Origin of the sequence: Desulfovibrio sp. (assembly GCF_018379785.1) — a bacterium.
Lineage (GTDB): Bacteria > Desulfobacterota > Desulfovibrionia > Desulfovibrionales > Desulfovibrionaceae > Desulfovibrio.
Genome location: NZ_JAGZUV010000035.1, coordinates 1 through 13,195, shown reverse-complemented (window position 1 = coordinate 13,195; position 13,195 = coordinate 1). Strand labels below are relative to the sequence as shown.

The 13,195-nt window shown below is 62.2% G+C and carries 10 protein-coding genes; 5 read left to right on the top strand and 5 right to left on the bottom strand.

Annotated features, from left to right (window positions below):
- Positions 1 to 50 precede the first annotated feature (50 nt).
- The 3 genes from KH208_RS08995 (at position 51) to KH208_RS08985 (ending at position 2,771) form a co-directional block, all read left to right on the top strand.
- Positions 51 to 887, top strand: a complete 837-nt coding sequence (locus KH208_RS08995; RefSeq protein ID WP_291435620.1) for a DUF3298 and DUF4163 domain-containing protein — start codon at positions 51 to 53, stop codon at positions 885 to 887.
- Positions 888 to 1,240: 353 nt separating this feature from the next.
- The gene (locus tag KH208_RS08990) at positions 1,241 to 2,122 is read left to right on the top strand and encodes a DUF3298 and DUF4163 domain-containing protein (RefSeq protein ID WP_291435619.1); all 882 of its coding nucleotides are present in this window, start codon (positions 1,241 to 1,243) and stop codon (positions 2,120 to 2,122) included.
- A gap of 79 nt (positions 2,123 to 2,201) precedes the next feature.
- Positions 2,202 to 2,771: a carbonic anhydrase gene (locus KH208_RS08985; protein ID WP_291435618.1), complete on the top strand. Its 570-nt coding sequence runs from the start codon at positions 2,202 to 2,204 to the stop codon at positions 2,769 to 2,771.
- A 488-nt stretch (positions 2,772 to 3,259) separates the two neighbouring features.
- On the opposite strand, the gene uvrC is transcribed toward KH208_RS08985, so the two are convergent.
- The 4 genes from uvrC to KH208_RS08965 all read right to left on the bottom strand — a co-directional run bounded on the left by uvrC (position 3,260) and on the right by KH208_RS08965 (position 9,432).
- Positions 3,260 to 5,245, bottom strand: coding sequence for an excinuclease ABC subunit UvrC (uvrC, locus tag KH208_RS08980; protein WP_291435617.1), 1,986 nt, complete (start codon positions 5,243 to 5,245; stop codon positions 3,260 to 3,262).
- Positions 5,246 to 5,353: 108 nt separating this feature from the next.
- Positions 5,354 to 6,778: an outer membrane homotrimeric porin gene (locus tag KH208_RS08975; protein ID WP_291435616.1), complete on the bottom strand. Its 1,425-nt coding sequence runs from the start codon at positions 6,776 to 6,778 to the stop codon at positions 5,354 to 5,356.
- A 171-nt stretch (positions 6,779 to 6,949) separates the two neighbouring features.
- Positions 6,950 to 8,248 carry a site-specific integrase gene (locus tag KH208_RS08970; protein ID WP_291435615.1) on the bottom strand — a complete coding sequence of 433 codons (1,299 nt, stop codon included), beginning with the start codon at positions 8,246 to 8,248 and terminating at the stop codon, positions 6,950 to 6,952.
- Positions 8,249 to 8,475: 227 nt separating this feature from the next.
- Entirely contained in the window at positions 8,476 to 9,432 is a 957-nt protein-coding gene (locus KH208_RS08965; protein WP_291435614.1) for a UDP-glucuronic acid decarboxylase family protein, read from the bottom strand.
- A gap of 179 nt (positions 9,433 to 9,611) precedes the next feature.
- On the opposite strand from KH208_RS08965, the gene KH208_RS08960 reads away from it, so the two are divergent.
- A complete protein-coding gene (locus KH208_RS08960) occupies positions 9,612 to 10,475 on the top strand; it encodes a TatD family hydrolase (protein WP_291435613.1) in 864 nt (287 codons plus the stop codon).
- Positions 10,476 to 10,576: 101 nt separating this feature from the next.
- Entirely contained in the window at positions 10,577 to 11,554 is a 978-nt protein-coding gene (locus KH208_RS08955; RefSeq protein ID WP_291435611.1) for a lipoate--protein ligase, read from the top strand.
- A 34-nt stretch (positions 11,555 to 11,588) separates the two neighbouring features.
- Here KH208_RS08955 and KH208_RS08950 read toward each other — a convergent pair whose 3' ends face one another.
- A complete protein-coding gene (locus KH208_RS08950) occupies positions 11,589 to 12,935 on the bottom strand; it encodes a diguanylate cyclase (RefSeq protein ID WP_291435609.1) in 1,347 nt (448 codons plus the stop codon).
- Positions 12,936 to 13,195 lie beyond the last annotated feature (260 nt).

Below are 13,195 nucleotides of genomic sequence, written 5' to 3'. Positions count from 1 at the left end.
AGTCCGGCAGTTGGCCACTCCTCCTTATAATGATACATGGAGGATGCGCCATGCCGCATGCTTTTTTCCATAGCCGGGCCATCCCGCCGACAGCGGCGGGATGGCTGCTGATCCTTCTGCTGGCCTGCGCCTGCATCCCGGCGGCTTTCTCGCCCGCCGGGGCGGCCGAGGAAACGCCGCCCCCGACTGACTCCGCCGCGCCGGACACCGAAGACAGCGGGCCCGAGCAGGCCGTCTACCCCAATGTGCTCAATGAGCGCATCCAGCGCGGCGGCAACGGCAATCCGGCGGTCAGCCTTTATTATCCGGTGCTGCATCAGGCCGCCGTGGACGAGGCCATCCGCCGCTGGGCCATGGACGTAGCCGATGCCTATGAAAAAGAAGTCAGCAAAGCCGACGGCCCGGACGGAGAAAAGCCCAGTAGCTACGGCATGTGGGATCTCACCGGCCTGTTTGAGCTTTCGCGCCCGTCGGAAGACGTGGTCAGCGTGACCTTCAGTGTCTACAGCTATACCGGCGGCGCGCACGGCAATCTGGAAATCACCTGCCTGAATTATGACCTGCGCACGGGACGGCGTCTGGACCTGGCGGATCTGTTCAAGGATCCGGAAAAGGCCCTGCAACTGATGTCCGCCTGGTCCCAAAAAGAACTCGCCCGCAGCCTGGGCGAAGATACGGACGAGGACATGATCCGGGACGGCGTGGCCCCGGATCTGCGCAATTTCGCCAATCTGACCCTGACGCCTCAGGGACTGCGCATTGAGTTCCAGCCCTATCAGGTCGCGCCCTGGGCCGCCGGGCCGCAGCGCGTGGACATGCCTCTGGCGGAACTGGCCGCCGCCGGTCCCGAAGCCCGGATCTGGCCCCAGGCCCCTGTTGCAGAGTAAAGTAACTTTGAAAAGTTGTTTTACTCCGGCAACCGCAAAAGCAGACGCCCGCGCCCGAAGCCAAGATGCCTTTAGCCGTTCGTGAGCAAAGCGAGCGTTGCCTTAGCTGTAGGCGCCGCAGGAGCCTTACAGATAAGGACAGCATAGCTACGGATAAAGAGAGCAATGATGGACCGTGTTTCCATCACGCGTCAGCCGTTGCCGCCGGGCGGCTTACGGATGACGACAGCAACGATAGGATGAGGGCGGCGCAGACGTTGAGAATGGCAATTCCCAACGTTAATCTGCTCTAAAAGACTGACATGGCGCCCGGCCCGCCGAGGCCGGACGCCATCCGGATGAGGTCAGTATCCATGCCTCGCGTATTGTATTGTCTCCTGACGGGACTGTTTCTCTGTCTTCCGGCCGTAACGGCCCTGGCCCTGCCCGGCGCGGAGGCCTTAAACGGGCCGCTCCTCGCGGCCTCCCGGACTTCAGTGGACGAAGCGACAGCCGGAGCGACAAACGGTCTGGCCGCCGGAGATTCCACCGGCAAGGAAGCCGCGGCGGCCGAAATTTCCGGCTCGCGGCGTCCCGGCGTCATCGACCATCTCCTGCAGCGCCCACTGCCGGACGGCCCGGCGGAACACCCCAGAGCCGCCGAAATCAACATCAACTACCCTTCGTTGGGCCGCAGCGACATTGACGCGGACATCCGCCAATGGGTCACGGGCATTGCCGACGCCTTTGAGGAACATCTGGACATCAACGCCTTCGGCCTGCCCAGCACGGAACAACGCGGCGAGAGCGGCCCGGCTTTTGAACTCTGGGGTTCCTACAGCGTGTCCTGGCCGTCCGACGCGGCCGTGAGCATCACTTTTGAAATCTGGAATTATACCGGCGGGGCGCACGGCAATCTGGACATCATGACCCTTAATTACAGCCTGATCACAGGCCAGCGCCTGGGCCTGGTGGACCTGTTCGAAACGCCGGAAACAGCTCTTCACCTGATGTCCGCCTGGTCCCGTCAGGAACTGGCCCGCCGCTTCGGCGCGGGCCGCCCGGCCCAGATGCTCAAAGACGGCACCGAACCCCTGGTGGAGAACTTTTCCAGCCTGACCCTCACGCCCGAAGGCATTTGCATCAACTTCCAGCCCTATCAGGTCGCCCCCTGGGCCGCCGGTGTGCAGAAGGTCAACATGCCTCTGGAGGAACTGCTCCAGGCCCGTCCCCTCCTGGCCCTCTGGGGCCGCTGAACACGCCTGCCGTCACCGGAAAATTCTTCCCCGCTTCTTTTTTGTCCCCCTTAAACACAGTTTATTCATAAGGAATACCATGACCACATTATTGCAGGATATTCTGGCTCACAATCGGGCCGTTACGGAGAAAGAGGGCGAAGCCCGGCGCGCGGCGGCCGTGGCTCTGAAAAAGACGCCGCACAGGCGCTGCGCCATCTTTACCTGCATGGACGCCCGCCTGGTGGAAATGGTGGAACCCGCCCTGGGCATCCGACGCGGCGACGCCGTGGTGCTGCGCAACGCCGGCAACATCATCGGCACGCTTGAGGGCACCATGATCATCAGCCTGCTGGTGGCTGTCTTCATGCAAAATATTGAGGAGATCATAGTGGTGGGACACGAGGACTGCGGCTTTACCCACGCCTCCTCAGCGGTGCTGCTGGACAAGATGCGCCAACGCGGCATCGGCAAGGAAGCCGTGGAAACCATGCGCGGCCCTCTGGAAACCTATCTGGATCCGCACACCGATCCGGAACAAAATGTCCGCCGCGTGGTGCAGCTGCTCCGCACCCATCCTGCTTTTCCGCCGGACATCGTGGTGCACGGCCTGCTGATGCAGCCAGCCAGCGGCAGCGTTCGGCTGGTGGTTGACGGCTCGCGCGACTAGCACTTGCTGCTTGAAATACTCCACTCCCCACCGCGTTTGCCCGGCGGAGCGATGCCGGGTCAGCCCAGGCTCAGCCCTCATTAAAGCGCCTGCCGCAAAGCCGCTTTTTTCCGTACAGCGGCGTTGCAAAAAAAATTGACCTTGCGGTATGTTCACGGCAGCAGGGCAGACGCATCTAAAAAGTCTTTATTCCCCGATAGATCGGGGAACGAACAAAAAAGAGGCGAAGCCACCATTGCTCCGCCGGAGCCAAGCGCAGGCGGATGGCTGGCGCCGGGAGAATCTTAAAAAATGCGCTAGCCGTTGCCGCGCCAGCGGTTTGCTTGGATATAATTTTGCGTAACCAATTGCTGTCTTCATCCTTAGCTGGCGTTGCTGTCTTTATCCGTACGGCTCACAAGTTCGCCTACGGCTAAAGCTCCTTCGTCACAACGGCTAAAGCACAGCTTCGTCCGGTTTTTCCTTTGCGCCTTGCTGCCCGAAAAAATTCAGCTTTTCGCGGCCGGCGTTTTAATGAGGGTCAAGCCCAGATTTTTGAGCTTTTCCTGCAACAACGCCGCCTTGGCCGGGCCGATGCCCGGCAGGGCGCGCAATTCTTCCAGACTGGCCGCGCGCATGACCTCCACGCTGCCGAATTTTTCCCAGAGCAGTCGCGCCGTGGCCGGGCCGATGCCCGGCAGGCGCATGAGCTCGCCGGAAAGCGCGGCCCCCTGGCGCGCCCGGCGGTGGCGGCCGATGGCGAAGCGGTGGGTGGCGTCGCGCACATTCTGCAAAAAGAGCAATTCCGGTCCACCCTCGCGCAGAGGCAAGGGATTGGCCCGGCCCGGCACAAAAATCCGGTCAGCCACGTTGCCGGCCCGGCGATCGGCCTGGCCTCGCTCGTCACGGGCCTTGGCAATGGCCGCCAGGCTGAACAGGCCGGTTTGCCCGGCATCGGCCAGGGCACGCTCCACCACGGCCAATTGTCCCCGGCCGCCGTCAATCAGTAAAAGGTCCGGCCAGGGTGGGCCGCTCTCCAGCCGCCGCGCCACCCAGGCGTGCAGCGTGGCGTAATCGTCGCCGCTGTCCGGCATGGCATAGGTACGGTAATCCGGGCGGCTGGGCTGGCCGTCCGTGAATACCACCAGCCCCACTCTGGTCTGCCGGCCGCCGGTGTGGGACACGTCCACGCATTCAATGCGTTGCGGCGGCCCGGCCAGATGCAGGGCTTTGGCCAGCCGCTCCAGAATGGATTGGCCGTCCTGATTCCGGCGGCGACGAGCCTCTTCGCGGGCATTGGACTGCGCCAGATCAATGAGCTGATTATCCGAGGCGTTCTGGGGGGCCACAATGCGTACCGGTCCTCCCCGGCGGTCGGCCAGGGCCTGCTCCAGCAAAGCCTTGCCGCTGGGGGCACCCTGCGCCGAATCCCCGCCCAGTGCGGTCGCATCCGGCTCCGATACGGCAGACGATGCGCCGGACTCCGCTGATTCCGCATCAGGCGAAGCAGGCCCTTCTTCCCTCTCGTCCGCCTCCCATTCCAATTCCGGCGGCAGCCAGGGCAGGAGTATGCGCGGCGGGGGCGTGACCTGGCTGTAATACTGGCTGACAAAGGAACTCAGCAATTCCGGCGCGTCCTCAAACGTCAGGCCCGGCCAGTAAAAAGCCAGGCCGTCGGTGACCGCCCCGCTTCGCACAAAAGCAATGCCCAGAGCCAGGCCTTTGTCCGCCGGGAACAGGCCCACGGCGTCCATATCGCCGCCGCCGGGCAAAACCGCGGCCTGGCGCTCCACCGTGCGCTCCACGGCCCGGATCTGATCGCGCAAGGTCGCGGCCTTTTCAAATTCCAGGTTCTCGGCGGCCTGCTCCATTTCCGCGCGCAGGCCGCGCAGCAGAGGTTCGGACCGGCCTTGCAGCAATTCGCAGACCTTGTGCACCGCCTCATGATAGGCCGCAGGCGTGATCAGGTCCATGCAGGGGGCCGGACACTGGCCCATGTGGTGGTACAGGCAGGGCCGCACCCTGTTTTTCATGGCCCGGTCCGAACAGCGGCGCAGCGGAAAGGCGCGGTGAATCAGCTTCCAGGTTTCCCGCGCTGAAAGAGCGGAGGTGAACGGCCCGAAATAACGCGCGCCGTCGCGACGGGCCCGGCGCACGACCTCCAGGCGCGGGAAGGGATGCTTGAGATTGAGCCGGAAGAGCACATACTGCTTGTCGTCGCGCAGAACGATATTGTAGTGCGGACGGTGCTTCTTGATCAGGCTTGCCTCAAGCAGCAGAGCTTCTTTTTCCGTGGTGGTGGTCAGATATTCCAGGCTGACCGCATGGGCCAGCATGGCCCTGGTCTTGGCGGGCAGGCCCTCGGGCCGGAAATATGACAGCACGCGACGCCGCAGAATGCGGGCCTTGCCCACATAGATGATCCGGCCCCGGCTGTCCTTGTACAGGTACACGCCGGGCGTGAGCGGTATGGTGGAAGGGTCGGGCTTTTGCACGCAATGGTTGTACCGGAAGGGCGTGTGGCTGCCAAGCCCCTCCGCTCCACCGGCGCAAAAAGGGAGCCCGAAGGCTCCCTTTTTCAAGACAGACTGAACCGCTGACGCTTAGAAAGCGTACACGAAGCTCAGGTTGACGTTCCACGGGTCGCGTTCCTGGTCGCTCTTGCCGTTCATGGCGCTACGGCCCCAAGTGGACTTGGAGTGGTCGATCCAGGTGGCCAGGTAAGCGGCATCCAGCATAATGGTGAAGTTTTCGTACATCTTGTATTCGTTGGTCAGGCCGATTTCCAGGGCGCTGTCCTCAGTGGTCATGTACAGCGGATCCATGCCCAGGCCCTGCATGTTGGGACCGGTGATGTCGCCGCCGAGGCCAGGATAGCCGCGGTCAACATTACCCACAATGTACTTGGCCATCTTGGGGGCATTGGTGCCGCCGATATAGTTCACGCGCAAGGTGTGCTTGAGGTCTTCCACAAAGCTCACGTCCTTCACGCGGGCGCCGATGCCCCAGGTACCGGACATGCTGTAGCCCAGCATGGCCTCACGGGCGATGTAAGGACCACCATTGAAGGCAAAGTTGGAGAAGCCGTTATTATTATTGTCCACGCTGATGGAGGGCATGCGCTCGGAACCGTTGGCCGGGTTGTCGTCGTCGCCGGAACCGTACCAGCCGTACAGACCGGGAATACCCCAATCCAGCTTGTATTCGAAGAGCAAGGAAGCCAGCCAGCCGGAGCGGTTCATGCGGCTTTCGTCATAGTTCACGGAACCGTAGTTGAAATCCCAGGCAAAGCGGAAGGGATCCCACATGGTCACTTCACCGGTCAGACCGGCCCACCAACCGGTGCCGTAAGAGGTCAGGCGCTTATCGACGGGGCTGCCGTCCTTATGCATGGCGCCGCCCACAGGCAACATACCGGCCTGCACAAATTTCATGCCGGGCGCGTTGATGTTATTGCCGAAGTTGTCATCGCGACCGCTACGGAAGGTATTGGGACCAATGGCGGTCATCATGCCCCAAGGGGTCACTTTCACGCCGTCAAAGGACAGGGGCACCAACAGGGCGAACACATCCATATTGTCCATGTAATTCTGGGCGTAGTTCGTGTTGCCGTTCTTATCCCAACCATTGTAGTTGTCATTGAACGGGCGCGCCCACAAGGCGGTGAGACCCACGTTTTCGTTGAACTGGTAGCTGGCGACAACACCGGCCACGTCGTCATTGAAGACGTTGCTGCCGGTGGTAAAGCTGGGCAGAGCCACGCCCTGGATGCCCATGCGCACCTTCAGGTCGGTCTGGGGCACCATCCAGTCGATGTAGGCGTTCTTCACTTCAACAACGCTGTTACCGTCGGCACCAAGCGCACCGCCCTGAGTGGCTTTACCCCACATCTGGTCGCCGATTTCAAAGAAGACCGTACCGGACAGGGATTCGGAAGCTACGGCGTCCAACTGCAGGCGCACGCGCTGACGAGCTTCGAATTCGTCTTCATTTTTGTACTGTTTATTGGCCTGGTTATAACCAGTCATGCCGTGGCCGCCGGTGAAGCCGCCGTTCTGGCCAAAAGCATATGTCTCAGTTAATCATTTGAAATAAAATGATTAAAATAAAAATAAAGTAAAAATACCCGCAATTCTACCAACAGCGTTTCTGAAAAAAGGCCGGTCCGCATTATGGCGCACCGGCCCCGCGCGTCCTGGTTATTTCAGGCAGAGCGCCGCGCGTCGATGTTCGGCTATCTGCCGGTTATCCCGCATTTTTCTTTTGTGAAGCGCCAAACGCATGCCCTCAAGGTAGGCGGCGTGGTGTCGTTCTTTATAGGACGCGCGCAGGCGGTCGAGGTAATCCGCCCACTCCTGCATCATTTTTTTGCGTTCCTGCAGATAGCGGGCGTGGTTATAAGAGGCGCGCACGCTGTTTTTCTCGCAATGGGCCAGCTGGCGTTCGATCCAGTCGCTGTTGTAGCCCCGCTCATTGAGCAGGGTGGAGGCCATGGAGCGGAAACCGTGGAATGACATCCTCTCCCTGCCGTAGCCCAATCTGCGGATGGCGCTTACCAGCGTGATGTTGCAGATTCTGTCCTGCCCGCCGTGCAGGCCGGAAAAGAGAAAACGGCTGTTGCCGCCGTAGGTTCGCAATTGCTCCAGAATAGCCACGACCTGCCGGGCCAGAGGCACGATATGCGCCACACGGGTTTTCATCCGTTCGGCGGGGATGCGCCATTCCGCTCCGGGCAGGTCGAACTCCCGCCATTGGGCCCCAGCCAGTTCGTTGGCACGGACAAAGACATAGGGAGCCATTTGCAGCGCGCATTTAACGGGAAAGGTGCCCCAGTAGGTATCAATGGCGCAGAGCAGCCGTCCGATTTCACGGGGTTCGGTCAGGGCGGCGAGGTGCCGGGTGCGCATGGGGCGCAACGCGCCGCGCAGATCGGCGGCCACATCACGCTCGGCCCGGCCCGTGGCAATGGCATAGCGGAAAATGCGTCCGCACTCGGACAACAGCCTGTGCGCCGTGACCACGGAGCGGCGTTCCACGCGGCGCAACATGTCCAGCAATTCCGGCGGGCTGATGTGCTTGATGGGACGCGCGCCCAAGGCGGGGATCAGAACCTGCGTGACGCGTCCCACAATGGCGGCGGCGGTGCGCGGAGCCCACTGGGCGGAGAATTTGTCCAGCCAGTCGCGCGCCACGGCTTCCAGCGTATTGCGGGAAACGGCCAGGGCTTCGGCTTTGGCCGCCCGCTTGGCCGCGCTGGGATCAATGTGTTCCAGCAGCAGTTTTTTGGCCGCTTCCCGGCGCTCCCTGGCCTCCCGCAGGCTGAGCTCGGGCCAGGGGCCGATGACCAGCAGTTTCTGGCGGCCCAAGTAGCGGTAGGCGAGCCGCCAGGATTTATTGCCCTTGGGCGTAACATACAAAAATAGCCCGCCCCCGTCAGCGAGCTTTTGGGCCTTGCCGTTGCCGGTGACGGCGCGGACGGCTTTTTCCGTGAGTTTCATGCTTCCTCCTTGGCGGCCGGATGCCGCCAAGGAGGAAATCGGCAAAAAAACGCGATGGCTCGAGACAGACGCGCGGACACGGGCCTGAAGGGGAATACCAACGTCCATACCAACAGCCGCGCGGCACGGCGGAACCGGGGGAGAGCAAAAGAATACATGAACGGCTGCCTTCCCCGCAGGGGAAAACAGCCGTTCAAGAAATGTTCAACATACGACCGGGGTCGCGCTTAAGCCAAGCCCTGCCGCAACTGGCCTTCGAAGTAGGCAATAGTTTTTTTCAGGCCTTCTTCCAGGGGCACCACGGGCTCCCAGCCCAGCATCTTCCGGGCCAGGGAAATATCGGGACGCCGCTGTCTGGGATCGTCGCCGGGCAAAGGCTCATAGCTGATGACCGAACCGCTGCCGGTCAGGGCCACCACCTTTTCGGCCAGTTCCCTGATGGTGAATTCACCGGGATTGCCCATGTTCATGGGACCGGTGAAGTCGTCGGGCGAGGCCATGAAGCGCAGCATGCATTCCACCAGATCGTCCACATAGCAGAAGGAACGGGTCTGGCTGCCGTCGCCGTAAATGGTGATGGGCTCGTTTTTCAGGGCCTGGATGATGAAGTTGGACACCACGCGGCCGTCGTTGGGGTGCATCTTGGGGCCGTACGTGTTGAAGATGCGGCCCACTTTGATGGGCAGGTTGCCCTGGCGACGGTAGGCGAAAAAGAGAGCCTCGGCGCAACGCTTGCCCTCGTCGTAGCAGGAGCGGATGCCGTTGGGGTTCACATGGCCCCAGTAGTCCTCGGTCTGCGGATGCACTTCCGGGTCGCCGTAGACCTCGCTGGTGGAGGCCTGATAGATGCGCGCGCCCAGCCGTTTGGCCAGACCGAGCATATTGATGGCCCCGTGCACGCAGGTCTTGATGGTCTGCACCGGGTCGTGCTGATAATGCACGGGCGAGGCCGGGCAGGCCAGATTGTAAATCTGGTCCACCTCCACGTAGAGCGGGAAGGTGACGTCGTGGCGGATCAGCTCAAAGCGCTTGTTGTCCATGAACTCTTCCACATTGGCCCGCGCGCTGGAAAAGAAATTGTCCACGCAGATCACTTCGTGCCCCTGATCGAGCAGGCGCTCGCAGAGGTGCGACCCCAGAAAGCCCGAACCGCCGGTAACCAGAACCCGTTTACGCAGATGCATGTTTCCCCCGGAAAGACTGTAGCCGGACGCCGCCACGTGCAGTGCGGCGATATCCGTAATGTAATTATATTACTCTCAATGCCCGCCGCTGGCAATGCCGCCCGACGGGCGTGCCTCACGGTTCCCGCTTCACTTGCCTCGTTGCCGGACCATTGCTATGTTTCTCCGCGAGGTTACGCATGGGACACAAAAAAGTGGAGCGTATTGACCCTCTGAGCCGGGCTCTGCCCCCGGGCGGGGTGGACAGTCACGCGCATCTGGACGGTCCGGACTTCGATCCGGACCGGGAAGAGGTTCTGACCCGGGCTCGCGCGGCCGGGCTGGCCGACGTGGGCAACGTCTTTCTGGGGCCTGAGGATTTCGCCGCGCGCCGGGCCTTGTTCGACAAGCATCCGGAAGTCTTTTTTCTGCTGGGCATCCATCCCTGCGACGGGCGAAACTGCACGCCGGAGAGCCTGGCGGCCATGCGCGCGGCCTTTGCGACGGAACCGCGTCTGCGGGCCGTGGGCGAAATCGGCCTGGATTTCCACTGGCAGGACTGCCCCAGGGAGCTGCAGTTCAAGGCGTTCACCGAGCAACTGGACATGGCCCGCGAGCTGGACGTCCCCGTGGTCATTCACTGCCGCGAGGCCGAGGACGAATGCCTCATGACCCTGGAGGCGCGCGGTTTTTCCGGATATCCGCTGCTCTGGCACTGTTTCGGCGGCGGCCCGGCTCTGGCCCGCCGCATTCTGGACAACGGCTGGCACATTTCCGTGCCCGGCCCGGCGACCTATCCGGCCAACGCCGAACTGCGCCAAGCCGCCGCGATCATCCCGGCGGACCGTCTGCTGCTGGAAACCGACTCCCCCTATCTTTCGCCCATCCCCTGGCGCGGCAAGCGCAACGAACCGGCCCTGACCGTGTTCACCGCCAGGGCCGTGGCCGAGGCGCGCGGCGTTGCGCCGGAAGAGCTCTGGCTGGCCTGCGGGGAAAACGCGCGGCGCTTTTTCAAGCTGAATCAGGGCGTTTTGGCATTGAAAATATCCGGCTGCTCAGCATAGCATACTCTTAATGACCGATGCCCGCGATCCTGTTCAGCGGTGCGTGTGCCGCCGTGACGCGCGCCGGACGGGCCGGATGCCAGGGGCATGACGAGGCCTCCATGGAATTTCTGACATTTTCTTCGCTGGACCCCGCTTTTAATCTGGCTCTTGAAGAGCGGCTTTTTGATTCCCTGCCGCCGGAACATCCCGGACTTTTCATGCTCTGGCAGAACGGCCCTTCCATTATTGTGGGCCGCCACCAGTGCACCGCCGAGGAAGTCAACGCCGATTTCGTGCGGCGCGAAAATCTGCCGGTGGTGCGACGCATCACCGGCGGCGGCGCGGTCTACCATGATACGGGCAATCTCAATTTTTCCTTCATTGAAAACGCCAACGGCCAGGAGCGGGTGAATTTCCGGCGTTACCTGGAACCGGTGCGCGAAGCCCTGCGCGATGTGGGGGTGCGGGCCGAAATTTCGGGCCGCAATGACCTGGAAGTGGACGGACGCAAGATATCGGGCAGCGGCCAGCGGATTCACCGGGGCAAGGTGCTGCACCACGGCACCCTGCTGGTGGACGTGGATTTCGGGCGTCTGACCGAGGCATTGAGCGTGGATCCGGAGAAAATCCGCTCCAAGGGCGTGGCCTCGGTGCGGGCCAGGGTCCGCAATCTTTCCGAATGCTGGACGCCGGGCACGGACATGGGCACGCTCAAATGCTGCCTGCTGCGCCATTGCGCCGAAAGCGCCGCCCGTCTGGACATGGGGGATTACGCTGCGGCCCAGGCTCTGGCCGACAGCAAATACCGGCAGTGGAGCTGGAATTACGGCGCCTCGCCGGCCTTCACCGAGGAAAAGCGCCGCCGTTTTCCCTGGGGCGGCGTGAACCTGCGGCTGAGCGTGCGCAACGGCCGGATCGCGGATTGCCGGATTTACGGCGATTTCTTCGCCAATGCCGAGATCGGAGATCTGGAAAACATGCTTGCCGGGTTGCAGCATGAACCCGGCGCCCTGGCCGAAGCCCTGGAAGACGTGCCCTGGGAAGTGTATTTCAGCGGCTGCGATCCGGAGGAAATGCGCCGTTTTTTCATGGAATAAGGGCGCATCGTCTTCCAGCGCCGCCGGGCGGCGTTCAGGCTTGGGCGTTCCCGTGCGCCCGTTCGGTTCCATTCCGCCGCTTGTCCTCGTACATCCGGGCGTCGGCCGTTTTCATCAGCGTTTCATAATTCTTGCCTTCGGCGGGAAATTCCGCCCAGCCCACGCTGCAGGAAATCCGGTAGGGCGCTCCGTCGAGCATGGCCGGTTCGCGCAAATTTTCCCGGATACGCCGCAGCAGTTCCGGCGCCGCGTCCCGGCCGCCGTCCGTGACGGCCACGGCCGCGAATTCGTCGCCGCCCACTCGGGCGAGAGCGGCCAAAGGCCCCAGGGCGGAGCGCAGGCGCCGCGCGAATTCCTTCAGCACCGTATCTCCCCAGAAATGGCCCAGCGTGTCGTTGCATGCCTTGAACGCATTCAGATCCATATACAGAAACACAAAGTGCGCGGACTGCGGCGTACGGCAGAGCGCGTCCACTATCCGGTTCAGCTTGCGACGGTTGAACAGGCCGGTCAGATCGTCAGTCTCCGCGGTCTGGCGCAGCAAGCGTTCCTTTTCCCGCCGCTGGTGCGCCACGACGGCGCACAGTCCGCTGATGACGAAGCCCAGGCCCAGGTGAAGGGGGAGCTCCTTTGTGTCGATCCAGCCGCCTTCCGGGGCAAGGCTGAGTGTCCAGGCATGATTGGGCACCTGGATGCCGTAATCCACAGGCCGTCCGGAGGGCATGACGCCGCCTTGGGCGATGGTCAGATCATCGCCGTGTTCCCCCCGGCAGTGCAGGCGGTAGGCGTAGCCCTCCTGCCGCAACGCGTCCAGGAAGACCGGCTTCAGAGCCTCGGGCAGGTCCAGGATCAGCACCGCGAATCCCCAGAATTTTTCCTGCCCGTCGGCCTTGGTCAGAAAAATGGGATTGCGCGCCACCAGACCCAGGCCGCCCTGGAACAGGCTGTACGGGCCCGATAAAACAATGCTGCGGCTGTTGACGGCCAGCAGCGCATCGGCCCGGCGTTTGGGATTGGTGAAAACGCTTGTGCCTATGACCGCTTCATTGCCCTCACGGGGATAACAATAGGTCACGACGCCGTCCGGCAGGTACTGGATGGCCCGGATGCCCGCGCCGTCGGCCAGCGATCTGGCCAGATCCTCAAAGACTGTTTTCGGTATATGCCCGTGTCCGGCAATGATCACGGATTCCAGCACGTCGGTTTTGTGGAAAAGTCCGCTCAGCAGCGTTTCCAGGCGGGCGCTGTACACTTCGGCGGTACGCAGGGCGTCCGTCCGTCGATGGCCGACCGAGGTCCACGCGGCATAGACGGCGAAGGCGATGGTAAGCAGTACGCCGGTCAGAAAGACCGGAAAATGCAGGGGACGGACCTTGGGCATGCAATGTTTCCGAAAGCCGCTCGAAAAGAGGGCTGTTGCGGGACGGCGGGCATGGTTGGACACTTTCTGTTTCTTATGGCTCCATATCCCGCAAGGGTCAAGGCGTCCTGAGCGGTGGTTCCGGCGTCTTTCTTGCTGCGCTGCCGGGCTTGCGCGCCAGGCAGGGCAGACGCATCTAAAAAAGTCTTTATTCCCCGATAGATCGGAGAACGAGCAAAAAGGGGCGAAGCCACCTTTGCTCCGCCGGAGCGAAGCGCAGG